Origin of the sequence: Pseudoclavibacter endophyticus, from assembly GCF_008831085.1 — a bacterium.
Lineage (GTDB): Bacteria > Actinomycetota > Actinomycetes > Actinomycetales > Microbacteriaceae > Pseudoclavibacter > Pseudoclavibacter endophyticus.
Window position 1 is genome coordinate 1,167,163 of the sequence record NZ_WBJY01000001.1, and the last position, 25,875, is coordinate 1,193,037.

The following is a 25,875-nucleotide window of genomic DNA, read 5'->3' on the forward strand; positions in this document are numbered from 1 at the left end:
TCCTCGGTGGTCGATTGTGCCCGGAACGGTCGCCCATTCCGGGCACAACTGACCACGCCCGGTCGGGCGGAGCTGCCCGACCGGGTCCTCCCTACACGTTCCCCTTGGCGCTCGGGTGCTGGTCGGCCCACGACTGGATCGCGGCGCCGTTCTTCTCGTCGAGCTCGGTGTGCCGGTCTTGCGCCCACTTCTCCGAGGCGAGCAGGCGCCGCTGCGACGGCTGGAACGCCGGGATCACGTGGCGGGCGAACAGCTCGAGGTGCCGCTGCGTCGCCTGCCAGTTCGCCCAGTCGTGCTGCTGCAGCATGTAGCAGCCGAACCCGCCGTTCGACTGCTTCATGAGCCGCTCGATCTGCGCGATCGCCATGTCCGGCGTGCCGATCACGCCGAGGCCGGTCTCGTTGACCCACTTGACGCGCTCCTCGAACGACTCCCCGTCGGCGCGCACGGTCGGCAGCGCGAGCGTCTTCTGCGTGTAGTCGCAGTACTCCATGAAGCCGTACTTGACGTCTTCGATGGCCTGCTCCTTCGTCTCGGCGATGTGCATCGGGCCGAACATGCGCCAGCGCGAGCGGTCGGCCGTTTGGCCGTGGATCTCCGCCTCTTCCTCAAGCCGGTCCCAGTGGTGCGCGAGCACGTCGAAGCCGAGCTCGGTGGTCGCGCCGACCGAGAGCATCGACAGCCCGTACTTGCCCGCGAGCATGGGCCCGGCTGGCGACGAGTTCGCGGCGACCGCGATGTCGAACACCGGGTCGGAGTAGGGCGCGAGTTGCGTCGCGGCGTCGACGAGCGTGTAGCGGTCGTTCTTGTGGGTGACGCGCTCGCCGTAGATGAGGCGCAGCAGCACCTCGAGGTCCTCCTGCAGCGCGGGGCGCAGCTCACTCGGCTCGAGCCCGAGCATTGCCGCGTCGGTCGGCAACGAGCCGGGCCCGACGCCGAGCATGAGTCGGCCACGAGTCAGGTGATCGACGAGGATCGCCCGGTCGGCGATCATGAGGGGGTTGTGGTACGGGATGGAGACGACGCCCGTGCCGAGCTTGATGTTGCGGGTCTGCGGCGCGACGTGTGCGATGAACGTCAGCGGGTCGGCGATGATCTCGGTGCCGGCGCTGTGATGCTCGCCGACCCAGACCTCGTCGAAGCCGAGCGTGTCCATGAGCTGGATCGTCTGGATGTCGCGGAGCAGCGACGTCGTCGGGTTCTGGGTTGCCGGCGAGTTCATCGGCGGCATGAACATGCCGAAGCGCAGCTTGTTGACGGGCGTGTTGACGATGGGCTTGGGAACGGTCATCGTTGCTCCTTTTCGTTGGCGGATCGTGCGGGTTCGTCAGGCGTTCGAGCGCGCGTCGGCGTCGTCGACGTGCCGCCGCGATGCGCGTGCGATGCGCGGGCGGCTACGGCTACCCCAGCTGGTAGTGGCGCAGCTTCTCGTACAGCGTGCTGCGCGAGATGCCGAGGTAGCGGGCCGCCTCGGTCTTTCGACCACCGGAGCGGTCGAGTGCCTCGCGAATCGTGGTGAATTCGGCATGCTCGAGCGGCGTGAGCCGTCTTGCTGCCGGCGGCTCGGCGTCGTCGGTCGCGCGCTCCGCGGGCGTGCGGCGGGCAACGAGCTCGAGAATCGCGCCGGCGGCCGTCTCGTGGTCGTCGACGAACACCACGCGGGCGGAGAGGTCGTCGCCGATCTCGACGCGTGCACCGCCCGCGGCATCGCGCACTCGCCGCCACAGCATCCGGTGATTGAGCGAAAGGCGCGCCGAGCTCGCGTCTGTGATGAGGGTCTTGGCGTTGACGGCGACGAGCGGCGAGCTCGACCGGGCGGCGCGCAGGCGGAACGCGTCGTGGAGGGTGCGCTCGCTCGAGGTCAAGTCGAGCTCAAGTGCCTGCTCGAGCTGCCGGGCGGTCGCGTCGACGGCGATGCGGAGGAAGCCGTTCGCATACTCCGCGCGGGTCGACACGTTGACCGCCCCAACGATCCGGCCCGTGCGCGGATGCCGCACGGGTGCCGCCGCGCACGCCCAGCGGTGGTACTCGCGGACGTAGTGCTGGGCGCCGATGACGACCGCCGTTCGCCCAGTGTGCAGGGCGGTGCCGATGCCGTTGGTGCCGATAGCCGCCTCGTCGAAGACGGAGCCGTACTGCATATCGCCGCGGTCGAGGGTGCGGGCGAAATCGGTGTCCGACGCCCAGCGCCACACGATGTGCCCGTGCTCGTCGGCGAGCGAGAGTGCCGTCTGCGAGGTGGGAAGGGAGTCGGTCGCGTGGGCGAGGATCGGCTCAGCCGTTCGCAGCAGCGGCACGTCATCCGGCACCTCGCGCCAGGGGACCGGCAACGTGTCCGGGCGGATGCGGTTCCACTTCGAACGCTTCCACGAGTCGAGGATCTGGCGAGGCACGTCGCGCGGTGCCCCGCCCTGCTGGAACGCTTCCCACTGCTCGACGACTGCGACTGACACTGCTGACACGGCCACCTCCTCGTGAACGTACGTGCAAGTCTGCCCGAGGGCCCTGTCGTTCAGCTGTCCGAGTTCCGGACACGATGCGCCGGGTCGCGCGGTGACGGCCGTCCGCGCTCGCCCGGCCCCGGCCGATAGGCTGTCCGAGGCCGCGGCGGCGCGGCCGACCCTGCGCACAACCTGCGCGAGTTTCGATCTGTGAGGAGCCTCAACGTGGCAACCATCGACGCGATCCACGCACGCGAAATCCTCGATTCACGAGGCAACCCGACCGTCGAAGTCGAGGTGCTGCTCGACGACACCTCCGCCGCTCGCGCGGCCGTTCCGTCGGGGGCGTCGACCGGCGCCTTCGAAGCGTACGAACTGCGCGACGGCGACGAGCGCTACGGCGGCAAGGGCGTGCTGAAGGCCGTCGACGCCGTCACCGACGAGATCGAGCCGGCGATCGAGGGGCTCGATGCCGACGACCAGCGCATCGTCGACCAGGAACTCATCGACCTCGACGGCACCGACAACAAGTCGCGCCTCGGCGCCAACGCCATCCTGGGGGTCAGCCTCGCGGTCGCGAAGGCCGCGGCCGACTCGGCCGGGCTCTCGCTGTTCCGATACGTCGGCGGCCCGAACGCGCACGTGCTGCCGGTGCCGATGATGAACATCATCAACGGCGGCGCCCACGCCGACACCGGAGTCGACGTGCAGGAGTTCATGATCCTGCCGATCGGCGCCGAGACCTTCTCGGAGGCCCTGCGCTGGGGTGCCGAGGTCTACCACGCGCTCAAGAAGACCATCGCGTCGAAGGGCCTCTCGACCGGCCTTGGCGACGAGGGCGGCTTCGCTCCCGAGGTGCCGGGCACACGAGCGGCGCTCGATCTCATCGTCGAGGCGATCGGCACGACCGACTACCGCCTCGGCAGCGACATCGTGCTCGGTCTCGACGTCGCCTCGACCGAGTTCTTCAAGGACGGCGCCTACCACTTCGAGGGCGGCGAGCTCACCTCGGCGGAGATGACGGCCTTCTACGAGCAGCTCATCGCCGACTATCCGATCGTCTCGATCGAAGACCCGCTCGCCGAGGAGGACTGGGACGGCTACGCGGCCCTCACCGCGGCGATCGGCGACCGGGTGCAGCTTGTCGGCGACGACCTCTTCGTCACGAACCCCGAGCGGCTGCAGCGTGGCATCACGGCGGGTGCCGCCAACTCGATCCTCGTCAAGGTCAATCAGATCGGCACCCTCACTGAGACGCTCGACGCCGTCGCCCTCGCCCAGCGCTCCGGCTACACGGCGGTGCTCTCGCACCGCTCGGGCGAGACGGAGGACACGACGATCGCCCACCTCGCGGTCGCCACGAACTGTGGCCAGATCAAGACCGGCGCCCCCGCCCGCAGCGACCGCGTCGCCAAGTACAACGAGTTGCTCCGCATCGAGGAAGAGCTCGACAGCGCTGCCGTCTACGCCGGCCGCTCCGCGTTCCCGCGTTTCACGCCCTCGGAGTAGAACCGAACTCCCGGCATTCATCGGCGAACGGGCCGGGAACCTTCCCGGCCCGTTCGCCGCTTGTGCGCCACAATGCGTGTGCACGCCCATCGTGCGCGCTGACATCCGCGCACGACCGACGCCAGCTCGAGAGGAACACCGTGGTCAAGCCCGAGTCGCGAACGCGCCGCATCGTGCGGCCGAGCGGCGGCACCGTCATCATGCTCGTGACGGTGCTGCTCGGCGTGACCGTGCTCGCGCCGACGCTGCAGCAATTCATCTCTCAGCGCCAGCGCATCGCGGACCTGCAGCACCACCTCGCCACCGTCGAGACCGAGATCATCGAGCTGCAGACGGAGCAGGCGAGGTGGAGCGACCCCGCCTACGTCCAGGCGCAGGCGCGTGGACGGCTGCTGTTCGTGATGCCGGGGGAGACGTCGTACCTCGTGACCGATAGCGACGCGCCGCCGCCGGTCCAGGAGCCGACGCCGGCGCAAGCCGACATGTACGAGACCGACACCGACTGGCTCGAGGCCCTCGGGCAGTCGTTCGTGACGAGCGGCTTCGCGAACGCCCCCGGACCCGCCGGTGCCGAGACGCCGGAGGGAACGCCGTGACCGCACGGGAGCATCCGGACCACGAGTCCACCGGTGCCGGCGCCTCGCGGGGTTCCGAGGCGGGCACATCCGTCACCTACGAAGCGGCGAGCGAGCGCGATATCGCGGTCGTGTCGCTGCAGCTCGGTCGCCCCGCGCGCGGCGTGCTCGGCATCGCCGCACGCTGCGCCTGCGGCAACCCGACCGTTGTGGTGACGGCCCCGCGCTTGGACGACGGCACCCCTTTCCCCACGTTGTTCTACCTCACGCATCCGGCCGCGACGATCGCGATGTCGCGGCTCGAGGCGGAGGGGCTCATGGCCGATTGGCAGTCGCGGCTGGCTGAGGACGAGGCGTTGGCCGCCGCCTACCGCCGAGCGCACAACGCATACGTCGCGCAGCGCGACGCGATCGAACGTGTCGACGAGATCGCGGGCGTGAGCGCCGGCGGCATGCCGACGCGGGTCAAGTGCTTGCACGCGCTCGCTGCGCACGCGCTCGCCGCCGGGCCCGGCGTCAACCCCGTTGGCGACCTCGCGCTCGCTGCGTCGAGCTGGGGGCCGTCCGTCTGCGAGTGCGCAGACCCCGGGCCGGTCGGCGCGAACGCCCCGGCAGCCGAAGCCTGACCGACCATGAGTCGGCGGAGCAGCTTGGGGCCGCAACTCAATTCCAACGTGCGAGACGCGTGCAGGCTCGATGACTTCGCATGACTAGCATGGAGCGGGGTTCGCGAAGAACGATTCAGCTAGAGAGGTCAACTCATCGTGACGAAGATTCTCATCGTGGGCGGCGGCTATGCCGGCTTCTACATCGCCTGGCAGCTAGAAAAGAAGCTCCGTCCGGGTGAAGCGCAGGTGACCCTCGCCGATCCGCTGCCCTACATGACGTACCAGCCGTTCCTGCCGGAGGTCGTCGGCGGCCACATCGAAGCTCGGCACGCGGTCGTCTCCCACCGCCGCCACCTCAAGCGGACGCGTGTGCTGACGGCGAGCGTCACGCAGATCGACCACGCGAACAAGGTGGCGACCATCGTGCGGGGCGACGACGACTCCTTCGAGTTCGACTACGACATCGTCGTGGTGACGGCGGGCTCCGTCTCGCGCACGTTCCCGACGCCCGGGATCGCGGACAACGCGATCGGCATGAAGGCCATCGAAGAGGCCGTGTGGGTGCGCGACAAGATCATCGACAACTTCAACCTCGCCTCGACGTTGCCCCCGGGTGATGCCCGAGACCGTCTGCTCACATTCGTCGTGGTCGGCGGCGGCTTCGCCGGGATCGAGACGTTCGCCGAGATGCGCTCGCTCGCGACGGCGCTGCTCGAGGACTACCCGTCGCTGCAGTTCGACGACGTGCACTTCCACCTCATCGAGGCCGCCGGCCGCATCATGCCGGAGGTCACGGAGGAGGGCGCCGAGAACGTGATCCGCGCGCTCGCCGAGCGGGGCGCGAACATCCACCTCAACACGATGGTCGAGAGCGCCGTCGACGGCGTCGTCAAGACGTCGACGGGCGACGAGTACCCGACCGACGTGATCGTGTGGACGGCCGGTGTGCAGGCGGCGCCCTTGGTGAAGTCGTTCAGCGACCTGCCCGTCGACGAGCGCGGCCGCCTGCGTGCGCGCGCCGACCTCCGCGTCGAGGGCGATGACGGCGTCGTGCGCGACGCCTGGGCGGCGGGTGATGTCGCCGCCGTGCCCGACCTGTCCGGGGGCGGCGTCGGCGGGTTCTGCGTGCCGAACGCGCAGCACGCCGTTCGTCAGGCCAAGCATCTCGCGGGCAACCTCGTGTCGACGCTGCGGGGCGAGGCACCGCGCGACTACTACCACGAGAACCTCGGCGCAGTGGCTGGCCTCGGCCCATGGCTCGGCTCGTTCCGGATGAACGACATCCAGCTCGACGGCGCGCTGCCGTGGCTGGCGCACCGCGGCTACCACGGCCTCGCCATGCCGACGTTCGAGCGCAAGGTCCGCGTCGTGAGCGACTGGCTCAACGAGTTCCTGCTCGGCCGTGACTTCGTCTCGATTCCCGAGATCGGCAACCCCCGCGGCTTCTTCGAGCGGTTCGCGGCGCGTCCGAAGCCTCAGGCGGATGACCAGGGCACAGGTTCGGGCGCGAGCGATGCTCCGGGCGAGCAGAAGACCGAGCAGAAGTCTGAGCAGAAGACCGAACAGAACACTGAGCCCGCCAAGCCCGCAGCGGCGAAGCCGGCCGGGGCCAAGCCCGCCTCCTCGCGCTCGACGGCGTCGAGACGAACGACCGCCAAGCCGGGGGCGTCGACTGCCCCCAAGGCCGACGCCGCGAAGGCTGACGCCGCGAAGGCTGACGCCCCGAAGGCCGACGCCCCGAAGGCCGACGCGGCGAAGGCTGACGCCCCGAAGGCTGACGCCCCGAAGGCCGACGCAGCGAAGACGGACGCAGTCGCCGGCACGAACGATTCCGCCGCCAGCTCGTCTGCCGCCAACAGCTAGCCGGATTCGTTCCCGAGGGGGGTCGCCGTATCGTCGGATGCGGTGGCCCCGCTCGCGTTTGCGGCGGACCGCGAGCCCCACTGGCCCAACGGCAGAGGCAGGCGACTTAAAATCGCTCAAGGTCCGGGTTCGAATCCCGGGTGGGGCACCACGGAGCGCGGGCTACCGAGTCGGACATCCGCTACCCGACATCGGGTCGTGAACGCCACGCCTGGTAGCCCGGCGGAGTTCCAGCGGGCGTTTCGCGTCTCCGGATGCCGCGCCGGTGGCTGAGGCTTGACCGCGCGTGAACACGTGTTTACGATTGTGAACATGAGTTCACTCATTGATTCGGCCGACCTCACGATGCGCGCGCGCATCCGCGATGCCGCGATCGACCGCTTCGGCCGCAGTGGGTTCGACGCGAGCGTCCGCGCCATCGCCGCCGACGCCGGAGTCAGCGCGGCGAGCGTCATCAAGCACTATGGCTCGAAGGAGGCGCTGCGGGAATCGTGTGATCAGCATGTCTTCGCGGTGATTCGGGCTTCGAAGACCGAGGCGATGCAGCAGTCGCCGGGCGGCATGCTGGCTCAACTCGGGCACATCGCCGAGTACCGACCAGTCGTCCTCTACGCGTTCCGCGCGATCCTGGCCGGTGGTGAGGCATCCGGGACGTTCCTCGACCACATGATCGCCGATGCGCGCGAGTACGTGGCCGAAGCAGTCGAGCGGGGCGTCGCCCGTCCCAGTCGCGACGAGGCCGCGCGGGCGCGGTTCCTCGTGAGCATGAGCCTCGGCGCCGCTCTGCTTGAGTTCTCCCGCACTCGGGAGGGCGAGGCCGAGACCGACGCGTGGTGGGAGCAGCTCATGGCGAAGATCGCGCTGCCCGCGCTCGAGATCTTCACCGAGGGCTTCTTCACGGACAACACGCTGCTCGAGGCCTACCTCGAATACGTCTCCGACCCGCCGGGCGAGACTCCGACGCCGCCTCACGACACCGCAGCACCTTCTTAACCTCCGACGAGAGGAACGACCCATGACCACGACAGACGCCGCCGCACCGCGCCACGCCGCGCCGCTGGCGATAGAAACGCGCGGACTGCGCAAGCGCTTCGGCCGCATGACCGCCCTCGACGGGCTCGACCTCTCAGTCGCGAGTGGCGAGGTGCACGGCTTTCTCGGCCCGAACGGCGCCGGCAAGTCGACGACCATCCGTATCCTTCTCGGGATGCTTCGCCGCGACAGCGGCGAGGCTCGCGTGCTCGGGGCCGACCCGTGGCGCAAGGCCGTGCCGCTGCACCGACGGCTCGCCTACGTGCCCGGCGACGTCGAGCTCTGGCCGGGACTCACGGGTGGCGAGGCCATCGACCTGCTCGGACGGCTCCGCGGGGGCCTCGATCGACGCCGGCGCGACGAGCTGTGCGAACGCTTCGACCTCGACCCGCGCAAGAAGGGCCGTACATACTCGAAGGGCAACCGGCAGAAGGTCGCGCTCGTCGCGGCACTCGCGAGCGATGTCGAGCTGCTCATCCTCGACGAACCGACCTCCGGCCTCGACCCCCTGATGGAGGCGGTGTTTCAGCGGTGCATCCGCGAAGCCGTCGAAGCGGGCCGCACCGTGCTGCTCTCGAGCCACATCCTCGCCCAGGTCGAAGCGCTCGCCGACCGGGTCTCGATCATCCGCCAGGGCATCGTCGTCGAGACCGGATCACTGCGCGAGCTGCGCCACCTCACGCGCACGTCCGTGACCGTCGCGACCGAGAGGCCCATCACCGGCCTGGCCGAGTCAGCTGGCGTGCACGATGTGCGCCACGAGGGCGGTCAGGCGCACCTCGACGTCGACAACGAACACCTCGGCGCCGTCATGCGCACGCTCGCCGCGGCCGGCGTGACCGGTATCACGGCGACACCGCCGACGCTCGAGCAGCTGCTGCTGCGCCACTACGGCGACGGCCCCGCGAGGGAGTCCGGCGGCGACGCATCGGCGTCTGGCGCGGGCGGGGCGACAACGGATGCCGACGGTGCCGCGGGTCATGGACGCCACATCGCAGGGTCGCGCCGATGACGGCGGCAACGTCGGCCCGGACGTCGGCTCCGCAACCAGGCGCCGCCCCGCGGGGGGCGAGGTCCGCCCACCGTGGGAGCGCCGGCGAGCTCGCGGGATTCTGGCCCCTCCTGCGCTTCGCTCTGCGTCGCGACCGCATCCGGCTTCCCGCGTGGATCATCGGCCTCGCCGTGCTGGCGGCGTACTTCGCCACGGCGCTCGAGATGCTGTTCCCGACGCCGGACGACCTCGCGGCGTTCGCCGCGTTCGGGCAGAACCCGGCGGCGGCCCTCCTCATGGGGCGCAGCTTCGACGACACCGTCTCGATCGAGCGCTTCTTCGCCGGCGCTTACGGCCTGTATCTCATCATTGGCGCGTGCATCGGCAACATCCTGTTCGTCGCGCGGCACACCCGCGTCGAGGAACAAACGGGCCGGGCCGAGCTCGTGCGCGCCGGTGTCGTCGGCCGCTACACCCCCCTCACGGTCGCCCTGGCGATCGCGCTGATCCTCGACCTTGTCACGGCCGCACTCATGGGGGGCACGATCGCGGCACTCGGGTTCGATCCGGCCGGCAGCTTCGTGCTCGCCGCCAGCGTCGGCGCGGCAGGCCTCGCCTTCGCGGGCATCACGGCCGCGTGCGTGCAGCTTTCGGCCTTCTCGGCAACGGCGTCGGGCGCCGCGGGGGCCGTGCTCGGCGCGTCCTTCCTCGTGCGGGGCCTCGGCGACATGTCGGCGGGACAGGGCGGTGATCTCGCATGGCTGTCATGGCTCTCGCCGATCGGCTGGTCGCAGTTTGTCGCACCGTACCGGTCAGACGACCTCCGCCCGCTCCTCGTATCGGTCGCGTGTTTCGCCTGCTTCGCCGCAATCGGCTACGCGCTGACGACCCGACGCGACCTCGGCGCCGGCATCGTCGCGGCACGGATAGGCCGCGCGCGCGCCGCGGCCTGGCTCTCCAGCCCGCTCGCACTGGCGTTCCGGCTGCAGCGAGGGGCGATCGTCGGCTGGTCGGCCGCGTTCTTCGCGACGGGTCTCGCATATGGCGGGTTCACCGACGCGATGCTGCAGGGTTTCGCCGACCTCTCGCCGGACGTGCTCGCGCTGTTCGGCGGCGACGACGACCTGCTGCTCGGCTTTCTCGGCATGATGGGCCTGCTGTTCGCGATGCTGTCCACGATCTTCGTGATCCTCTCGGCGCAGTCGTTGCGCGCGGAGGAGTCGCGCGGACGCACTGAGGGGGTGCTCGCCACGGCCGTCGGGCGGCCCGCCTGGCTTCTCGCATGGAGCGCCGTCACGGCGCTCGGTGTCGTCGTGCTGCAGACCTTCGCGGGACTCGGCGATGCGATCGGGGCAGCCGTCAGCGTCGGCGACGGCGAGCTCTTCGGACCGGTGCTGCTCGGCCACCTCGTCCACGTGCCCGCCGTGTGGTTCGTGCTCGCCCTCGCCGTCGGCCTCTACGCGTTCGCCCCCCGGCTGATCGGGCTGGCCTGGGCAGTGTTCGCCTACGCGTTCCTCGTGGGATTCTTCGGGCCGATCATGGATGCTCCCGCGTGGGCGGAAGACCTGTCGCCGTTCGGGCACATCGGGGAGTATCCGGCCGACGACGTCAACACGGTTGCGATGGTGATCCTGACGTTGGCAGCTGCCGGACTGATCGCGGTCGCGGCGGCCGGGTTCCGGCGGCGAGACCTCAGCGCCGACTAGCGGTGGTCAGGCGGCGCGGCGGTCGGCGGCCGGTACGCTGGCGGGAACGACCGCGGTCGCCCGACCCCAGCTCGCGCCCCGCGCATCCCGACCGTAGGAACGGAGACGAATGCCGACCCTTGGCGACCTGCCCGGCGAGCCGCGCGCCGAGCGCCCCGAACCGGACGACGACGATATCCAGCAGCGATCGAGGTCGCCGCGAGTCAAGCTCCTGGCCACGATCGTCATCGTCGCGCTCGCGGCGCCCGCGCTCGTCGGCCTGCTGAACCTGCTCGGCGGCTGACGCCGCCCGGCACCGGTGCGGCTACGAGCTGACGATGCCAGCCCGACGGCGATTGAAGTCGATCGTGCGCTGGTCGAGCGGGGTCGAGTTCGCCGAGAGAGCGGCCGAGATACGCGTGGCGTAGAGGCGGACGGGGTCGACGAGCGGGGCCGGCGACTGGGTGCCGGTACGGAACACCGCCCCGATCGCTGCGACGACCTTTCCCGAGCTGTCGTGAATCGGCGCCGCGATCGCACCGGCGCCGTGCGCGACGAACTTCTCCGAGATGCAGTACCCGTCGCGTCGCACGCGCGCGAGGACGGCCTTCAGCTCGCTCGGCGTCGCGGGGTTGAACTCGGTGAAGCGGCTGAGGTGCTTCGACGCGAAGTCTTCGATGTCGTCGGGCGCAGCATCCGCGAGCAGCACGAGGCCCGTCGCCGTCACGTGCAGCGGCAGGCGACCGCCGATCCGGTTCGCGCCGCTCCAGTTGGGGTGAGCGCGGAGCGCATCGAGGTACACGACCTCATGGTCGTCGCGCACAGCGAGCTGCACCGACAACCCCGTACGGCGGTGCAGGTCGACGAGGTGTGGCACCGCGAGCTCGCGCATGCGCATGCCGCTCGTCGAGGCCGAGGCAAGGTCGAGGAACCGGCGGCTCAGCCGGTACCGCCCCTGCTCGTCGACGTCAAGGCCGCCCCACTCGAGCAGTTCGCGTACGAGGCGGTGCGCGGTCGGCAGGGGCAGGTCAGCGTGCCGGCTGATCTCCGACAGCCGCAGCGAGCCGTCGCCGTGCGCGAAGGCGCCGAGCACCGACAGCACGCGCTGCGCGGCGGTGCGCTTCGGAGCCTCCTGCTCGTTCCCTGCCGCCTCTGATGCGACTGCCGAAACCACCGATGCCCCCCGTCCGCGGCATTCAACGTTGACCTTCTGCGCCGCATTCTGCTGCGGCGGCCGCTCGTTCAACGTTACCTCGTCACCAGTGGGGACAGCGGTGAGACGGCGAGGCGCGCGCGTCATGGTGTCGTGTCTGCACCTGCCGTCGAGGACGTCGAAGTCGGGGAGGCCGACTCGGGCGGGTACGAGATCGTCAGTGCGTCACCCTGCACGCCGAGCGCCGGCTCGAGGTACATGCGCATGATCGACTCGGGCACGATGCAGTCGGCGCACGCGTCGGGCGAGGTCATGACGACCTCGACGTGCGTCCGGTCGGGCTGCTCGTTGATCTCGAGCCCGAAGCCGTCGGTCTCGAGCATGGTGCGCAGTTCGTCGATGCTGGGGGCCATGGGATGCTCCTTGTCTTCATCGTGGCGGTCATGCGCGAGCGCCGCCGCCTCGCCGTTTCAGGCGTAGGGGTTCGTGCCCTCGACGTAGGTGAGGGCGTTCTTGTAATCGCTGATGGGGATCTCGCCGTGGGTCCGCGGCTCGATCGCGACGCGCACGCGCAACCGCTCGGAAACGGCGTCGGCGGCCGCCCGGAGGGGCCCTTCGGCAGTGGCGGCGTCGAGCCCCTCGCGTAGCTCGACCTCGAGCGGCAGCGGCGTATCGAAGCGCACCTGGTCCTTCGTCTCCTTGCGGATTCGCATGGTGCCGCTGAGCACGTCGGAGGCCGTGTCGAGTACGACCTCGCGGATCGACGACGGGTAGACGTTCATGGCCTTGTAGATGAGCATGTCATCGGTGCGGCCGACGCAGCGCACGGTCGGTGCCGTGCGGCCACAGGCGCATTCGACACCCGTGACGAGCAGCTGATCGCCGGACCGGAAGCGGACGACCGGGCACGCCTCGCGCGTGAGGGTCGTGTAGATCGCCTCGCCGGTCGCGCCCGGCTCCCACGGCACGTGCTCGTGCGTCTCGGGGTCGATGAGCTCGACCAGCACGTCTGGGGCAGCGGTGAAGTGCATGCCTCCACCGGCCTCGCACTCGGCCCACAGCGCGGGGAGCACGTCGCCGAGGCCCATGAATTCGCTTACGCGGGTCGCCCCCCACGCGTCGAGGATGCTCTGGCGGATGTGGGGCACGCCGGCCCCGGGCTCCCCGCCGGCAATGACCGTTCTCACGGCCAGCTCGGGCGCCGGCACGCCGAGCAGCTCTTCGCACCGGTTCGCGAAGTGCGTGGCGAAGGAGGCGGTGGCCACCAGCACGCTCACGCGAAGGCGCTGCATGGCCGTCGCCATCCGCGCGGTCGTCTGACCGCCGATCCAGGCGAGCGCTCCGCCCGCCGATCGGATCCCGTCGGCGTACGGCATGCCGCCCGCGACGATCGCCATGCCGGTCGTGAGGGCGACGATGGTGCCGGGCTCGACGCCGGCCGTGCGGTACGCGTTGCCGATGCCGGCGCGCCAGCGGTCGAGGTCGTTGGCCGTGACGCCGAAGTAGGTCGGCGCGCCGGTCGTGCCCGACGAGCTCGTGATCTGCACGAGCTGATCGGTGCTGGCGAGTTGGAAGGCGCCGAGAGGCTTCGTCGGGTCGGGTTCCACCTGGGCGTCGCGGAGGTCGTGCTTCGTGGTGAACGGCACATCCCGGAGGGCTGCGTACGCGTCCACCGGCTGCAGGTGGCCGATGCGCGACCGCCACACCTCGTGTTGCGTGAGGCGGTTCTGCAGGTCGCGGAACATCGCGACCTGATGCTCCTGCAGCTGTTCCCACGACACCGTCGACGGCGGGGAGGTCTCGAGACCGGTCTGCGACATGCGGGCTCCATTCATCGTTGCGCGTCGTCGCCGGGCAGCGCCCCGCTTCGACCTGCGCCAATGCTGGTCGCTGGATGCCCGCTCCACCAACGATTCTTCCACTCGATGGAATGGGCCTCGTTGCGCGTCCGAACGCGGGCCGGGCGGGAAGCGGACGGGGTTCCGTGCCGCGGAAGCGGCGGTGCATTGCGGTGTTGCGCAGCGTCAGCATTGTGGCGGACGTGAACGGAGAGCACACATGTCAACGCAACAGATCCTCGATCCCACGATTTCCTCACTTTCGACGCAGGCAACGAAGCCGGCGAGCGTCGCAGGAGGACCACTCCGCGTCGAGAGCCTCGACGGGCTGCGCGTCGGAGTCCTCGAGAACACCAAGCGCAATGCGGCCGAGATCCTCGACGCCCTTGCAGATGGGCTCGGTGAACGGTTCGACCTCGGGCAGGTCGTGCGCCGGACCAAGCGACAGTTCGCCATGCCCTTCAGCGACGAGCAGTTGCAGGACCTCCGCGACGAGGTCGACGTGCTCGTGATCGGCGTCGGCGACTGCGGGTCCTGCAGCGCCGCCGCGGTGGCTGACGGCATCGCCCTCGAGGCGAACGGCATCCCGGCGGCCGTCATCTGCACCGACGCCTTCGAGGGCAACAGCCGCGCGATGGCGAAGCTCAAGGGCGCCCCCGACTTCGATTTCATCGTTACGAGCCACCCCGTCGCGAACCTCGACGACCAGGGCGTGCGCGAGCGCGGCCGGGCGCTCGTCGATGACGTGGTCGGTCGCATCGTGGCATCGGCAGCGGCGGGCGCGGCTCGATGACGGCGCCCGCACCTACGGGAGGCCCCGCCGCGATCGAGGTCGCGGACGATGCGCAGTCGGGGAGCTCCGAGCTCGACCCGGCCGCCGCGCGTGCCGTCGCAGAGCACCTCTTCGACCGCGGCTGGACCGACGGGTTGCCGACGCTCCCGGCAACGGAGGATGAGGTCGAGCGCTTCCTGGCGCACACCGACCGCGACCCGGACGAGATCCTGGCCCGGCTGCCGCAACTCGACAAGCAGGCGACCGTGCGCGACATCACCGTGCACGCGATCATGGCCGGATGCCGGCCCGAGTACCTGCCCGTCGTGCTGACGGCCTGGGAGGCGCTTTCGGCCGACCGCACGGCGATTGGCGGAGCATGGCAGTCGACGAGCGGACCCTCGCCCGTCGTCATCGTCAACGGGCCCATCCGTCAGCGGCTCGAACTCAACAGCGCAGGCGGCATCTTCGGCCCCGGTTTCCGGCCGAACGCGACGATCCCGAGGGCCATCGGCCTCACCGTGCGAAACAGCCTCGGCGTCGTGCCTCACGAGCTCGAGCAGGCGACGCAGGGCGTGCCGGGCCGGTGGGCGCAGTGCTTCGGCGAGGCCGAGGAACGCAGCCCCTGGGAGTCGTTCGCCACCGAGCTCGGGCTCGACGAGGGGGCCGATGCCGTGAGCGTCATCCTGGCGCGCACGAGCGAGTTCGTCGATAACCGGCACTTCAACGACCCGATCGAGGTGCTGCGCGACTTCGCCGACTCGATGCAGCGGACCGGTCCGTGGATCTTCCCCACCTCGGCGTGCCTGCTCGTGCTCAACCCCGACCACGCGCGCGTGCTCGCCGAGGCCGGCTGGTCGAAGCAGGACGTACGCGAGTGGCTCGTCGAGCACGCCGGAAAGACCGAGGCGCAGCTCGCCGCGGTCGGGAAGGCGCTCAGCCGCGGCGATCAGCGGTTCGATGACGACCACTTCCACCCCGTCTTCGCCGAGCCCACGCCGGAGCACCTGCCCATCGTGGTCGGAGGGTCGCCCAACGCGGCCATCTCGATGGTGGTGCGCGTGTTCTCGCGCTGGCCGGGCAAGGCGTTCCGGATTCACTGACGGCGACCCGCTCGCAACGGCGCGTGCCGCACAACTGAGAGGAACATTCGTGACGATTGACGAGAAGTGGCGGCAGGCCATCTCCGACCCCCTGGCTACGGCGGAGGGCCCGTGGCTGACCGGGAAGGTGGCGGCCATCGCCGGTGGCGGCCTGAGCGGCCCCGAGGGCGGGGTCGGATTCGGGATCGCCTGGCTGTGCGCGCGAAGCGGCGCCAACGTGGCGGTGCTCGACCGTGATCGGGAGGCGGGCGAACGCGCCGTCGAGCTGATCCGGGAGCTCGGCGTCGATGCCGAGTGGATCGAGCTCGACATCATGGACGACGCCTCGTGCCAAACGGCGGTTGCCGCGGCGAAGGAACGGTTCGGCCGAATCGACGTCGTCGCCGACTCGATCGGCGGGGGAAGCGTCGAGAGCATCCTCACGGTCAGCGAAGAGGAGTTCGACGCGACCATGACGCTGAACTTCAAGTCGGCGTGGATGCTGATCAAGCACGTCGCGCCCGCCATGGAAGACGGCGGGGCGATCGTCACCGTGTCGTCGGGTGCGACCGAGGGTCGTGGCCCCGGAATGGCCTACACCTTCGCCAAGCACGCGCTCGAGAAGCTCACGATCGGCGCTTCGCAGACGCTCGCGTCTCGGCGCATTCGCGTGAACTGCGTGCGCGTCGGCATGATCTGGGGCGCGTTCGCGGCCAAGGGCATGACCGAGGACCGCCGCGAGCTGCGCCGCAAGAGTGTGGCGATGCAGATCGAGGGCAACTCGTGGGACATCGCCTCTGCCGGGTTCTTCCTGCTCACCGAGCAGGCGAGGTGGGTGTCCGGCCAGGTGTTCTCGGTCGACGGCGGCGGCATGAGCGCGGCTGCGCGCGGCAATGTCGGCAGTGCGGGGTCCCCTGATCCCGGCAAGGGGGAGTAGGGCCGCAGCGGCTCAGGAGCGGGGCCGCACGGCGCGGTGCCGCGCGACGCCGGTGAACCGTCGCGCGGGCACCACGCCGCCGAACCGTGGCGCGGGCACCACGCCGCCGCTCTATCCGGCCGGCGACGACCGGGGCGTGAAGGCGCTGAGACCCGTCGCGGCCCTTCCCACAATGAGCGAGTTCATCTCGTGGGTTCCCTCGTAGGTGTAGACGGCCTCCGCGTCGGCGAAGTACCGGCCCAGGTCGTTCTTGACGAGCAGGCCGTCGCCGCCGCCGATGCCGCGACCGAGCGCGACGGTCTCGCGCAGGCGCGCCGCGGCGAAGGCCTTCGCGAGCGATGCGATCTCTCCCGTGAACTCGTCGCGGAGGCGCAGCTCGGTGATGCGGGCGGCCAGCGCGAGCGTCGCCGTGACGTTCCCGAGCATTCGCGCCAGCTGCTCCTGCACGAGCTGGAACCCGCCGATCGGCCGGCCGAACTGCTCCCGCTCGGTCGCGTGCCGAACCGCCGCCTCGTATGCGCCCGCCTGCATGCCGGCGGCATTCCACGCGACGACGAACCGCAGGTCGCCGAGGATGCGCGCGATGTCGGCGAAGTGCGTGATGCCCGGCAGCCGGCTCGATTCGGGCACACGCACGTCGCGGAGCACGATGTCGCCGTTGCGCACCATCCTCAACGCGATCTTCCCAGGGATATCCGTGATCTCGACGCCGGGAGCCGTGCGCGGAACGAGGAATGCGCGCGCCTCGCCATCGCCGGCGTCGCGGGCGATGACGAGAATCAGGTCGGAGACGCTCGCGTTGCCGATCCAGCGCTTGCGCCCCCGGATCGTCCATGTGGCGCCTTCGCCGTGCCCATGGCGCTCCGCGGTCGTCTCCATGCCGCGCGCGACGTCGGAGCCGTGATCGGGCTCCGTGAGCGCGAAGCATCCGGTCGTCTCGAACGACAGGATGCCGGGCTCGAGGCTCGCGAGCTGTTCCGGCGACGCACCCCCGCGCAGCACGGTGCGGAACATGCCGACGTTGCCGCCGTAGAGCGTGGCGATCGACGCGTCGAAGCGCTGGAACTCGAAGTGCTTGAAGCCGACGTAGTACGGGGACAGCGCCGGCTCGGGAGCGCGCGAGTGCGGGCTCCCGAGCAGCGACGGGTCATCCTCGAGCCGCAGCGCCGCCAAGCCGGGTCGCAGCTCGACGGGGGAGTGGGCGCGCTCCCACCAGCTGGCGAGGTGGGGACGCGCCTCGGCCTCGAGGAAGGCGCGCAACTCGTCGAGCTTCGCGTGCTCCGCGCCGGACAGCAGCTCGTCTCGGTACCCCAGGAGATCGGTCGGCAGCGGTGTCATGCCCTGGCGGGTCCGAGCTCGGCCGCCGCCTCGTCGCGAAGGCGTTCGAGGGGGATCTTGCCCGTCACCGAGCGGTCGAGGCTCGTCCGCAGAAACACGTGTTTCGGCTTCTTGTAACCGGCGAGCCGCTGGCCCACGAACGCCGACAGTTGCCCGCCCGTGACGTCGGCGCCGTCCTCGACGGCGACGGCGGCGCACACCACCTCGCCGTAACGGGGGTGCGGCATGCCGAACACGACGGCATCGCTGACGGCGTCGTGCTCGAGCAGCGCCTGCTCGACCTCGGCCGGGAAGACCTTCTCTCCGCCAGTGTTGACGACGGCACGGCCGCGGCCGAGGAGCTCGATCCGGCCGTCGTCCTCGACGCGCACCCAGTCGCCGGGCACCAGATGCCGGCGCCCGCGGATCACGGGAAACGACGAGGCCGTCTTGACCGGATCGCCGAAGTACCCGGTCGGCAGAATGCCGCGGAAGGCGATGAGACCGACGGTGCCCGGCACGGGATCGAGCGCCCGGTGCTCGGCATCGAGGATCACGGCGTCGGGGGTGAGCTCCATGCGCGTCGTGACCTCGTCGGCCGACCTCGAGACGCCGAGCGCGTAAGGGCCGCCCTCACTCGAGGCGAACATATCGACGATGGTCATATCCCCCTGCGCGTGGAGCCGGCGCTTCGTGTCGGCCGAGAGTCGCATGCCGGAGCTGATGATCGACGTGACGTCGGGCAGGCCGTCACCGGCCTCCGCGGCCTCGACAAGCGGGAGTGCGAGCACGTCGCCGGCGACGATGACGCGATTGACGCGGTGCTCCCTGATGAGTTCGTAGACACGCTGCACGTCCATTCGGGGAGCACCCTGCAGCACGACGCAGCCGCCGATCGCGAGCGTCGCCATGGTCGCCGATTGCGCGGTGCCGTGGAGCAGCGGGCTCATGGGGAGGGTGACGAGCTGCTGACGCGTGGGGTCGCACGCGATGTCGACCGCCTCCTCGAACGTCGTCGGCGGTTCGGCGCCGATGAGCCCCCAGGTGGAGTTGCGGCGCACGACGAGGAGCGTGTCGAGATCCCACACGACCGCTTTCGGCGACCCCGTGGTACCGCCCGTGTAGAGGCGCATGCAGGCGCCGCTGGGAGCGGTGGCGGGCATGGAGCCGCCCGCCGCGATGACGTCGGCGTACGGCACCGGTGTTCCTGAAGGCGCGTGCCCTGCGGCAGCCCGTGGGACCGGCTGCTCGCCGGCCCCTTTCGGCGCCTGTCGAGCGTCCGGCGACCCCTGCGCTTCGTCATCGACCTCGATGAGATCGATGTCAAGGCCGTCGGCGGCCTCGAGCGCGAGGTCGCGCTCGGTCGCCTGGAACAGAAATGACCGGCAGTTCGAGTCGACGAGTAGCTCGCGCACCTCGGTGGCCCGGTACCGGTAGTTGATCGCGACGGGCGCGACGCCGATCGACAGGCACGCCCACAGGAACGTTAGGAACTCGGCTCGGTTGTAGAGCAACGTGGCCGCCGCGTCGCCCTGCACGAGGCCGGCGCGCGTGAGGTGCGCGGCGACTGCGCCGGCCTCGCGCGCCAGCTGCCCCCACGTGACCTCGCCGAGCGGCGTGACGACGGCCCGTCGTTCGGGCGTCCGTGCCGCGATGCCCTGCCACAGGTCGCTGTAGTGGGGCGCCCACGCCACCGTGTTATCCGCCGAAACGTCCGCGGCCGCGTCGGCCGCCGACCGGGACCCGGTGTTCACGCCGCTCATCGCAGGTGCCGCAGGACAAGCTCCGCCACGGTGACTGGCTTGCCGCCGCCTTCGAGCTCGTAGACGAGCTCGAGCGCGACCTGCACGCCGCCGTCGATCGCGGTGACGTTCGCGATAGTGCCGCGCACCCGGATGCGACCGCCCGACGGCACCGGCGCGGGGAACCGGATGCGGTTGAACCCGTAGACGATGCCGGTTCCCGTGTCGGTGATGCGGTAGATCTCGCGGAGGTGGCGCACCACCATGCCGAGCGTGAGCATCCCGTGCGCGATGCGCGTGCCGAATGGCGAGGCGGCCGCGGCGTCGGCGTCGACGTGGATGGGGTTGTCGTCGCCCGTGAGGTCGGCGTACGTGTCGATGTCGTCCTGCGTGATCTCGCGCCAGCTCGAGGGGCCAAAGGCGGTGCCCTCTGCCCCGTCGAGGTCGTCGATGGTCGCGACGAACGTCGTCGTTTCGGTGTCGGTCATCGTGCTCCTTCGCATCGGATGCTCACCACTTTGTCCCCCGCGCGCGAGGCCTTCGTGCCGCTTTCCATCCTGCGAAACGGCGCGCGCCGGGCTACGCCCACCGTGCGACAGTTCCGCTGCATGCGGGCCGAAGGTGGCCCGCCGACCGATGAAGGGATGCTGATGGCTACGTTAGAGCCGATGCTCGACCCGACCGGGGTGGCCGACGATACGTCGGCGACGACGCTCTCGCCGCGCCCCGTGAGCCTCGAGGGACTCACCGTGGGACTCCTCGACAACACCAAACCCAACGCGACGCTGCTGCTGAACGCGCTCGGCGACCTGCTCACGACGCGGTATGGCGTCGGAGCAACGAAGCTCTACACGAAGGACTACTTCGGCACGCCGGTCAAGCAGGAGCTGCTCGATGAGATCGTGCGCGACTGTGATGTGGTCGTCACCGCCGTGGGCGACTGCGGTTCCTGCAGCGCTGCCACGGTGGCCGACGGGCTGCTGTTCGAACGTGTCGGCGTACCGACCGTGTCGATCACCTCGGACTCCTTCTTCGCGTCGGGCCGCGCCATGGCGAGCGTGCAGGGCTTCCCCGACTTCCAGTTCATGGCGGTGCCGCACCCGGTCGCCAGCCTGAACAACGACGAGATCCGCGAGCGCGCCGAGGCGGCGCTGCCGCAGGTGCTGAGCATCCTGGGGGTTGAGGCATGACGAGCGAGATGATGGCGACGGACGCCGGCGGCACAGTGACGGAGATCGACGGCAGGGCCGTGCGGGCGGCGATCGAGGCCGCGTTTGAGAACGAGTGGACCGATGGCATGCCCGTGGTCCCGGTCACCGCGTCGATCCTCGAGGAGTTCCTCGCGGCGACCGATCGCGATCCGGCGGAGGTGCTCTTTCGGATCCCGCACCTCAACCGCGAGCTCACGGTCGAGCTCGCCGCGCTCAATGCGGCGCTCGCGGGCTGCAAGCCCGAATACGTGCCCGCCGTGATCGCGGCGTGGGAGTCGATCGCGAAGGAACCGCATCCGGTTCGTGGCATTTGGCAGTCGACAACGGGAACGGCCCCGTTCCTGCTCGTCAACGGCCCCGTCCGCACCGAGCTCGGCGTCAACTGCGCCGGCAATGTGTTCGGCTCGGGCTTCCGCGCCAACGCGACGATCGGCCGCGCGATTCGCCTTGCACTCAATAACGTCTTCGGACTGCGCCCGCATCTCCTCGACCAGGCGACGCAGGGCACGCCCGCGCGCTACGCGGCGGTCATCGGCGAATACGAGGAGCTGAGCCCCTGGGAGCCGTTCCACGTCGAGCACGGGTTCGGCGCCGACGAGAGCGTCGTGACGGCGTTCGTGATCCGTTCCGTCGTGCACATCGAGGCGCGCCACGCGATGACGCCAGAACAGCTCGCAGAGGATCTCATCGACACGATCGCGCGCACGGGTGCGCTGATCCACGAGTACACGAGCACGCTGCTGGTGTTGACGCCCGAGCACGCCGCACTCTTCGCCGACGCCGGCTGGAGCAAGGCTCAACTGCGCGACTACATCACGACGAATGCGGTGCTCGACCGCGCCGACCTCGAGCGGGTCGGCAAGGACGCGCTCGCAACGAAGTCGCGGTGGCGCCTGCCCCGCGCGCACCCCGACGCGACCGCCGACTCCGCGGCCTCGAGCGACGAACCCGACCGCGTGCCGGTGCTGCGATTCCCGAGCTCGGTGCAGATCGTGGTCGCGGGCGCCAACAACGCCGGCGTGTCCGCCGTGGTCGAGGTGTTCACCCTCAACCCGCCGCGCGAGGAACCGTACTCGGCGACCGCCATTCGCGCGTAGCGCGAGGCGAACCACCCACGACAACCAACCGGCCCCCGGCCCGGGCTCGGTGCGTTTCGGAGAACGAAAACCTCCCGCGCCCGGGCCCACTGAGGGGCGATGATGCGACAGTGCCGCCCGATGACGAGCGGCCCGATAGCTGAGGAGCTTTCATGTCACTTCGCACACGCAACGGCGCGGCGCGCAGACTGCGACAGACCACCGCGGCCGTGATCGCCACTGCGGCGCTCGCCCTCACGGGCTGCGCGGCCGACGGAGCGGGCGGGGGTGAGGGGGAGCTGCAGCCCCTGAGCGCCGTGACCTTCCTGCCGCTCGAGTCGTTCACCTTCACGCCCGAGATGGTCGCCTACGCGGGCGGCTTCTTCGAGGACCACGGCCTCGACGTGGATTTGCAGGCCGTGCAGGGATCGGCCGCCGCGATCCAGGCCGTCATCAGCGGCGCCACTGACGTTACGCGCGCGAGCACGATCGACTCGATGCCGCCGTTCGAGCAGGGCCAGCCGCTCCTGGCGGTGGGCACGATGGCGCACAAGTCGAACATTCGCGTCGCCTCGGCCGCGTCGCACCCGATCGAGGACGGCGCGTCGATGGCCGGACAGACGATCGGCATGGGCTCGATCGGCGGCACGAGCGAGAAGGCGCTGGACCTCATGCTGCACGCCGAGGGCGTCGACCCCGATTCGGTCACGCGCCAGAGCGTGCCCGTGACGGGGGCGACATTCGAGCTCGTCAAGCAGGGGCAGCTCGCCGGCTACATCGTGAGCCTCGACACCTCGATCGCGATCGCGCAGCAAAATGAGGATGCAGTCATCGACGCGGCCGGGCTCGATGAGGTCCCCGACTTCCAGACCTGGCTCGTCTCCGAGGAAACGGCGGCGGACCCCGAGAAGGGCCCGCGCGTGACGGCGTTCATGGCCGCGATTCGAGACGCCGTGCAGTTCGTGATCGACGACGCGCCGAACGACTACGTGAACGTGCTCGAGATGCTGCGCGAGAGCGGCGAGTTCCAGTTCGCCGCGCTCGACGACGACGCGATCGCCAAGGAGGCGCTCGACTTCTACACGACGGAGACGTGGGTCAACCCCGAGACGGGCGGCGACATCCTGGTCAACGATCAGGAGAAGTGGGCTGCCGCCTACGAGAGCTACGCGGGCACCGGCCTCGTCGAGGGCAGCCACGATCCGAGTGCGTGGATGACCGACGACCTGCTCCCCACCGAGTGAGTGGAACTCCGGATATGACGATCACCGCACGTACCGGGACATCGAAATCTGCGCGGACCCCGAAGGGGCGCATCGCGACGGCCCTGGTCGGCGCGGCGGCGCTCATTCTCACGGGATGCGCCACCGACGACGGCCAGGAACTGCATGACATGAACGTCGTCACGTTCCTGCCGCTCGACTCGATCACCTTCACACCGGAGATGTTCGCGTACGCGGGCGGCTACTTCGAGAAACACGGGCTGAACGTCAATCTCGAGCCGGTCCAAGGCAGCGCCGCGGCGATGCAGGCGGTCATCTCGGGAGCAGCGGACATCACGCGAGTGAGCTCGCTCGACTCGTTCCCCGCGTTCGAACAGGGCCAGCCGATCAGCTCGATCGGCACGATGGCGTACGGCTCTCCGATTTGGTTCCTTTCACATGACGCGAATCCGATCGAGTCGGCCCAGGACATGGCCGGGCAGGTCGTCGGCCTCGGGTCGATCGGAGGTACCAGCGAGAACCTGCTGAACCTCACGCTCGACGCGAACGGCGTTGCACGAGACGACGTGACGCGTCAGGCCGTGCCCGTTACGAGCGCGACGTTCGAACTCGTTCGTCAGGGACAGTTGGCCACCTACATGGTCAGCATCGACACCGCGTTCTACATCGGCAACCAAAACGACGACGCGGTCCTGTCACAGGCCGGCCTCGAGGAGACGCCCGACCTTCACACCTGGATAGCGAGTTCTGCGCTTCTCGAGGATGCAGAGCGTGCCGAGGAGGTTCGAGCCTTCCTCGCGGCGATTCGCGAAGCGATGCAGTTCGTCCTCGACGACGCTCCAAACGATTTCGCAGAGGTGATCTCGATCCTCGAGCAGAGCGAATTCGAGATTCCAGCGCTGAGCGTCGAGGAGGTCGCGATCGAGTCGCTGTCGTGGTACGCGGAAAACGTGTGGATCGATCCGGACGGCGACCACGGACTCATCGAGAACGACGCCGAAGCATGGCAGATCGCCTACGACACCTATGTCGAAGGTGGCCTCCTCGAAGGCGGGCACGACCCGCAGTCGTGGGTGACCGATGAGTTCGTTCCCACCGACTGAGCAGACGACCCGAGCAAGGGTGCGGCTGAAAAGACGACATCGCGCGGTCAGGAATGGCCGGCGAGTAGGGAGAGTATGACTATGGCAGCGACGAGCGTCGAGCAATCGGCCGGAAAGGATGCTGCGGAAGGCGACGTTCCACGGCTCCTGATCCGCGACGTCGGGAGGGACTTCCGCACTCGGAACGGTGTCACGCACGCCGTTTCGGGCGTCGACCTGAGCATCCAGAAGGGCGAGTTCGTCGCGGTGATCGGCCGGTCGGGCTGTGGAAAGACGACGCTCTTGCGCATGGTCGGCGGCTTGCTGCCGCCGACCAGCGGCGAGATAGAGGTCGACGGGAAGCGGCTGTGGAACGGGACGCAGGTGGACTCCTCAGCGATCACCAAGCTCGGCTTCGTGTTCCAGGAGAGCAACCTGTTCCCATGGTTCAGCGTGCTCGACAACATCGCGCTGCCGATGAAGCTGCGCGGTGTTGGGAAGCGCCAGCGACGGGCCCGCGCCACCGAGCTCGCCGAGCTCGTCGGGCTCACCGGATTCGAGAAGTCGTACCCCAGGGAGTTGTCTGGCGGCATGCGCCAGCGCGCGGCAATCGCGCGCGCCCTTTCGACGGAACCCGAGCTGCTCCTGATGGACGAACCGTTCGGGGCACTCGATGCACTCACGCGGGAGCGGATGAACCTCGAGCTGCAGCGCATCGTGCTGGAGACGACGTCGACGGTGGTGTTCGTGACGCACGACATCCCGGAGGCCGTCTTCCTGGCCGACCGCGTCGTCCACATGACGCCACGTCCGGGCCGCATCCACCAGATCGTGCCGGCGGAGTTCCCGAAGCCGCGATCGGTCGACGTGCAGACGACGCTCGAATTCAACGAGATCGTCCGCAATCTCCGCAGCGACATTGACAAGGATGACTAAATGAGCCGTTCACGAATGCTGAAGCTCCTGCCGTGGATTGCGACACCGCTGCTCGTGATCCTGATCATCATCGCGTGGCAGATCATTGTCACGGTCTTCAACGTGAATCCGTTCATCTTCCCGCCGCCCGGCGAGGTGGGATCAACGTTCATCGGTCTGTTCGCCGACCCGAGGACGTGGAATGCGACGTGGGTCACGGTCACCGAGATCGTCGTCGGCTTCCTGATCGCGGTCGTCATCGGATTGACCGTCGGCGTCATCCTCGGCAAGGTTCGATGGCTCGAAGTCAGTCTGCGGCCCCTCATCATCATCTCGCAGGTCGCCCCCAAGGTCGCGTTCATCCCGCTGTTCGTGATCTGGTTCGGGTTCGGGATGACCTCGAAGATCGTCCTCGCGGTACTGCTGGCGTTCTTCCCCATCATGCTTAACGTGCTGCTCGGCGTGCGGTCGGTCGAGCAGGGGCACCGTGAAGTGTTGCAAAGCCTCAACGCGTCGAGGTGGCAGCGGTTCACGCAGCTCGACATGCGTTCGCTGCAGCCTCACCTCTTCGCGGGAATGGAGGTGGGCATCGTGCTCGCGACCATCGGCGCGATCGTCGGCGAATACCTCGGAGGGAACGACGGGCTCGGGAACCTTGTCGTGGCCTCGATGAACGCGCTCGATGCCGGAATGACGTTCGCGCTGATCCTCTGGCTCTCGCTCATCGGTCTGGTGCTGTATCTCATCGTCAATGAGCTCAAGCGGTTCTTCATTCCCTGGCACGAGTCGGTCTACGGGCTGAACAACGTGGGCGTCTAAGAGG

General features: G+C 69.3%; 25 protein-coding genes and 1 tRNA gene. 18 read left to right on the forward strand and 8 right to left on the reverse strand.

Annotated elements, in window-relative coordinates:
* Positions 1 to 91: 91 nt before the first annotated feature.
* Positions 92 to 1,291 (reverse strand): LLM class flavin-dependent oxidoreductase, encoded by a 1,200-nt coding sequence (locus tag F8O04_RS05105; protein ID WP_158028215.1) that lies wholly within the window; start codon positions 1,289 to 1,291, stop codon positions 92 to 94.
* A 109-nt stretch (positions 1,292 to 1,400) separates the two neighbouring features.
* Positions 1,401 to 2,462, reverse strand: coding sequence for a helix-turn-helix domain-containing protein (locus F8O04_RS05110; protein ID WP_158028216.1), 1,062 nt, complete (start codon positions 2,460 to 2,462; stop codon positions 1,401 to 1,403).
* A 204-nt stretch (positions 2,463 to 2,666) separates the two neighbouring features.
* Here F8O04_RS05110 and eno point away from each other — a divergent pair, with 204 nt between their 5' ends.
* From eno to F8O04_RS14760, 9 genes are all read left to right on the forward strand, one after another.
* Positions 2,667 to 3,950, forward strand: a complete 1,284-nt coding sequence (gene eno / locus F8O04_RS05115; protein WP_158028217.1) for a phosphopyruvate hydratase — start codon at positions 2,667 to 2,669, stop codon at positions 3,948 to 3,950.
* 140 nt (positions 3,951 to 4,090) lie between these two features.
* Positions 4,091 to 4,546, forward strand: coding sequence for an FtsB family cell division protein (locus F8O04_RS05120; protein ID WP_158028218.1), 456 nt, complete (start codon positions 4,091 to 4,093; stop codon positions 4,544 to 4,546).
* Positions 4,547 to 4,647: 101 nt separating this feature from the next.
* Positions 4,648 to 5,151: a DUF501 domain-containing protein gene (locus F8O04_RS05125; RefSeq protein WP_225734981.1), complete on the forward strand. Its 504-nt coding sequence runs from the start codon at positions 4,648 to 4,650 to the stop codon at positions 5,149 to 5,151.
* Positions 5,152 to 5,289: 138 nt separating this feature from the next.
* A complete protein-coding gene (locus F8O04_RS05130) occupies positions 5,290 to 6,996 on the forward strand; it encodes an NAD(P)/FAD-dependent oxidoreductase (RefSeq protein ID WP_188726266.1) in 1,707 nt (568 codons plus the stop codon).
* Positions 6,997 to 7,070: 74 nt separating this feature from the next.
* A tRNA-Leu gene (locus F8O04_RS05135) sits at positions 7,071 to 7,147 on the forward strand.
* 161 nt (positions 7,148 to 7,308) lie between these two features.
* On the forward strand, positions 7,309 to 7,989 hold the full coding sequence (locus F8O04_RS05140) for a TetR/AcrR family transcriptional regulator (RefSeq protein ID WP_158028220.1): 681 nt from the start codon (positions 7,309 to 7,311) through the stop codon (positions 7,987 to 7,989).
* Between the two features lie 22 nt (positions 7,990 to 8,011).
* The gene (locus F8O04_RS05145; RefSeq protein ID WP_158028221.1) at positions 8,012 to 9,040 is read left to right on the forward strand and encodes an ABC transporter ATP-binding protein; all 1,029 of its coding nucleotides are present in this window, start codon (positions 8,012 to 8,014) and stop codon (positions 9,038 to 9,040) included.
* Positions 9,037 to 10,725 carry an ABC transporter permease gene (locus F8O04_RS05150; RefSeq protein ID WP_158028222.1) on the forward strand — a complete coding sequence of 563 codons (1,689 nt, stop codon included), beginning with the start codon at positions 9,037 to 9,039 and terminating at the stop codon, positions 10,723 to 10,725. The genes F8O04_RS05145 and F8O04_RS05150 overlap by 4 nt, the downstream gene beginning before the upstream one ends.
* A gap of 109 nt (positions 10,726 to 10,834) precedes the next feature.
* Positions 10,835 to 11,008 carry a hypothetical protein gene (locus F8O04_RS14760; protein WP_188726265.1) on the forward strand — a complete coding sequence of 58 codons (174 nt, stop codon included), beginning with the start codon at positions 10,835 to 10,837 and terminating at the stop codon, positions 11,006 to 11,008.
* 21 nt (positions 11,009 to 11,029) lie between these two features.
* On the opposite strand, the gene F8O04_RS05155 is transcribed toward F8O04_RS14760, so the two are convergent.
* The 3 genes from F8O04_RS05155 to F8O04_RS05165 form a co-directional block, all read right to left on the reverse strand.
* Positions 11,030 to 11,878: an IclR family transcriptional regulator gene (locus F8O04_RS05155; protein WP_188726264.1), complete on the reverse strand. Its 849-nt coding sequence runs from the start codon at positions 11,876 to 11,878 to the stop codon at positions 11,030 to 11,032.
* A gap of 122 nt (positions 11,879 to 12,000) precedes the next feature.
* A complete protein-coding gene (locus tag F8O04_RS05160; RefSeq protein ID WP_158028224.1) occupies positions 12,001 to 12,270 on the reverse strand; it encodes a hypothetical protein in 270 nt (89 codons plus the stop codon).
* A gap of 57 nt (positions 12,271 to 12,327) precedes the next feature.
* Positions 12,328 to 13,677 carry a phenylacetate--CoA ligase family protein gene (locus F8O04_RS05165; protein WP_188726263.1) on the reverse strand — a complete coding sequence of 450 codons (1,350 nt, stop codon included), beginning with the start codon at positions 13,675 to 13,677 and terminating at the stop codon, positions 12,328 to 12,330.
* A gap of 238 nt (positions 13,678 to 13,915) precedes the next feature.
* On the opposite strand from F8O04_RS05165, the gene F8O04_RS05170 reads away from it, so the two are divergent.
* The 3 genes from F8O04_RS05170 to F8O04_RS05180 are packed head-to-tail and all read left to right on the forward strand — an operon-like array spanning position 13,916 to position 16,486.
* On the forward strand, positions 13,916 to 14,488 hold the full coding sequence (locus F8O04_RS05170) for a UGSC family (seleno)protein (protein ID WP_158028226.1): 573 nt from the start codon (positions 13,916 to 13,918) through the stop codon (positions 14,486 to 14,488).
* Complete coding sequence (locus F8O04_RS05175) at positions 14,485 to 15,570, forward strand: hypothetical protein (RefSeq protein ID WP_188726262.1); 1,086 nt, start codon at positions 14,485 to 14,487, stop codon at positions 15,568 to 15,570. The genes F8O04_RS05170 and F8O04_RS05175 overlap by 4 nt, the downstream gene beginning before the upstream one ends.
* 49 nt (positions 15,571 to 15,619) lie before the next feature.
* A complete protein-coding gene (locus F8O04_RS05180; protein ID WP_188726261.1) occupies positions 15,620 to 16,486 on the forward strand; it encodes an SDR family NAD(P)-dependent oxidoreductase in 867 nt (288 codons plus the stop codon).
* A 111-nt stretch (positions 16,487 to 16,597) separates the two neighbouring features.
* On the opposite strand, the gene F8O04_RS05185 is transcribed toward F8O04_RS05180, so the two are convergent.
* From F8O04_RS05185 to F8O04_RS05195, 3 genes are read right to left on the reverse strand one after another with little or no spacing between them, the layout of a single operon-like run.
* A complete protein-coding gene (locus tag F8O04_RS05185; protein ID WP_158028228.1) occupies positions 16,598 to 17,824 on the reverse strand; it encodes an acyl-CoA dehydrogenase family protein in 1,227 nt (408 codons plus the stop codon).
* A complete protein-coding gene (locus tag F8O04_RS05190; protein WP_188726260.1) occupies positions 17,821 to 19,557 on the reverse strand; it encodes an AMP-binding protein in 1,737 nt (578 codons plus the stop codon). Before F8O04_RS05190 ends, F8O04_RS05185 begins: the two co-directional genes overlap by 4 nt.
* A gap of 5 nt (positions 19,558 to 19,562) precedes the next feature.
* On the reverse strand, positions 19,563 to 20,033 hold the full coding sequence (locus F8O04_RS05195) for a MaoC family dehydratase (protein WP_158028230.1): 471 nt from the start codon (positions 20,031 to 20,033) through the stop codon (positions 19,563 to 19,565).
* 162 nt (positions 20,034 to 20,195) lie between these two features.
* Here F8O04_RS05195 and F8O04_RS05200 point away from each other — a divergent pair, with 162 nt between their 5' ends.
* The 6 genes from F8O04_RS05200 to F8O04_RS05225 all read left to right on the forward strand — a co-directional run bounded on the left by F8O04_RS05200 (position 20,196) and on the right by F8O04_RS05225 (position 25,871).
* Complete coding sequence (locus F8O04_RS05200; protein WP_158028231.1) at positions 20,196 to 20,735, forward strand: UGSC family (seleno)protein; 540 nt, start codon at positions 20,196 to 20,198, stop codon at positions 20,733 to 20,735.
* Complete coding sequence (locus F8O04_RS05205) at positions 20,732 to 21,853, forward strand: hypothetical protein (protein ID WP_158028232.1); 1,122 nt, start codon at positions 20,732 to 20,734, stop codon at positions 21,851 to 21,853. The genes F8O04_RS05200 and F8O04_RS05205 overlap by 4 nt, the downstream gene beginning before the upstream one ends.
* A 152-nt stretch (positions 21,854 to 22,005) precedes the next feature.
* Positions 22,006 to 23,076: an ABC transporter substrate-binding protein gene (locus tag F8O04_RS05210; protein WP_158028233.1), complete on the forward strand. Its 1,071-nt coding sequence runs from the start codon at positions 22,006 to 22,008 to the stop codon at positions 23,074 to 23,076.
* A gap of 14 nt (positions 23,077 to 23,090) precedes the next feature.
* Positions 23,091 to 24,158 (forward strand): ABC transporter substrate-binding protein, encoded by a 1,068-nt coding sequence (locus tag F8O04_RS05215; RefSeq protein WP_158028234.1) that lies wholly within the window; start codon positions 23,091 to 23,093, stop codon positions 24,156 to 24,158.
* Between the two features lie 81 nt (positions 24,159 to 24,239).
* Positions 24,240 to 25,073 carry an ABC transporter ATP-binding protein gene (locus tag F8O04_RS05220; RefSeq protein WP_158028235.1) on the forward strand — a complete coding sequence of 278 codons (834 nt, stop codon included), beginning with the start codon at positions 24,240 to 24,242 and terminating at the stop codon, positions 25,071 to 25,073.
* Positions 25,074 to 25,871: an ABC transporter permease gene (locus F8O04_RS05225; RefSeq protein ID WP_158028236.1), complete on the forward strand. Its 798-nt coding sequence runs from the start codon at positions 25,074 to 25,076 to the stop codon at positions 25,869 to 25,871.
* Positions 25,872 to 25,875 lie beyond the last annotated feature (4 nt).

What these genes read in the sequence shown, in the direction of transcription:
- F8O04_RS05105 (WP_158028215.1), bottom strand. Translation starts at nt 1,291, where the DNA reads ATGACCGTTCCCAAGCCCATCGTCAACACGCCCGTCAACAAGCTGCGC.
- F8O04_RS05140 (WP_158028220.1), top strand. Translation starts at nt 7,309, where the DNA reads ATGAGTTCACTCATTGATTCGGCCGACCTCACGATGCGCGCGCGCATC.
- F8O04_RS05145 (WP_158028221.1), top strand. Translation starts at nt 8,012, where the DNA reads ATGACCACGACAGACGCCGCCGCACCGCGCCACGCCGCGCCGCTGGCG.
- F8O04_RS05150 (WP_158028222.1), top strand. Translation starts at nt 9,037, where the DNA reads ATGACGGCGGCAACGTCGGCCCGGACGTCGGCTCCGCAACCAGGCGCC.
- F8O04_RS14760 (WP_188726265.1), top strand. Translation starts at nt 10,835, where the DNA reads ATGCCGACCCTTGGCGACCTGCCCGGCGAGCCGCGCGCCGAGCGCCCC.
- F8O04_RS05160 (WP_158028224.1), bottom strand. Translation starts at nt 12,270, where the DNA reads ATGGCCCCCAGCATCGACGAACTGCGCACCATGCTCGAGACCGACGGC.
- F8O04_RS05165 (WP_188726263.1), bottom strand. Translation starts at nt 13,677, where the DNA reads ATGTCGCAGACCGGTCTCGAGACCTCCCCGCCGTCGACGGTGTCGTGG.
- F8O04_RS05170 (WP_158028226.1), top strand. Translation starts at nt 13,916, where the DNA reads ATGTCAACGCAACAGATCCTCGATCCCACGATTTCCTCACTTTCGACG.
- F8O04_RS05175 (WP_188726262.1), top strand. Translation starts at nt 14,485, where the DNA reads ATGACGGCGCCCGCACCTACGGGAGGCCCCGCCGCGATCGAGGTCGCG.
- F8O04_RS05185 (WP_158028228.1), bottom strand. Translation starts at nt 17,824, where the DNA reads ATGACACCGCTGCCGACCGATCTCCTGGGGTACCGAGACGAGCTGCTG.
- F8O04_RS05195 (WP_158028230.1), bottom strand. Translation starts at nt 20,033, where the DNA reads ATGACCGACACCGAAACGACGACGTTCGTCGCGACCATCGACGACCTC.
- F8O04_RS05200 (WP_158028231.1), top strand. Translation starts at nt 20,196, where the DNA reads ATGGCTACGTTAGAGCCGATGCTCGACCCGACCGGGGTGGCCGACGAT.
- F8O04_RS05205 (WP_158028232.1), top strand. Translation starts at nt 20,732, where the DNA reads ATGACGAGCGAGATGATGGCGACGGACGCCGGCGGCACAGTGACGGAG.
- F8O04_RS05210 (WP_158028233.1), top strand. Translation starts at nt 22,006, where the DNA reads ATGTCACTTCGCACACGCAACGGCGCGGCGCGCAGACTGCGACAGACC.
- F8O04_RS05215 (WP_158028234.1), top strand. Translation starts at nt 23,091, where the DNA reads ATGACGATCACCGCACGTACCGGGACATCGAAATCTGCGCGGACCCCG.
- F8O04_RS05220 (WP_158028235.1), top strand. Translation starts at nt 24,240, where the DNA reads ATGGCAGCGACGAGCGTCGAGCAATCGGCCGGAAAGGATGCTGCGGAA.
- F8O04_RS05225 (WP_158028236.1), top strand. Translation starts at nt 25,074, where the DNA reads ATGAGCCGTTCACGAATGCTGAAGCTCCTGCCGTGGATTGCGACACCG.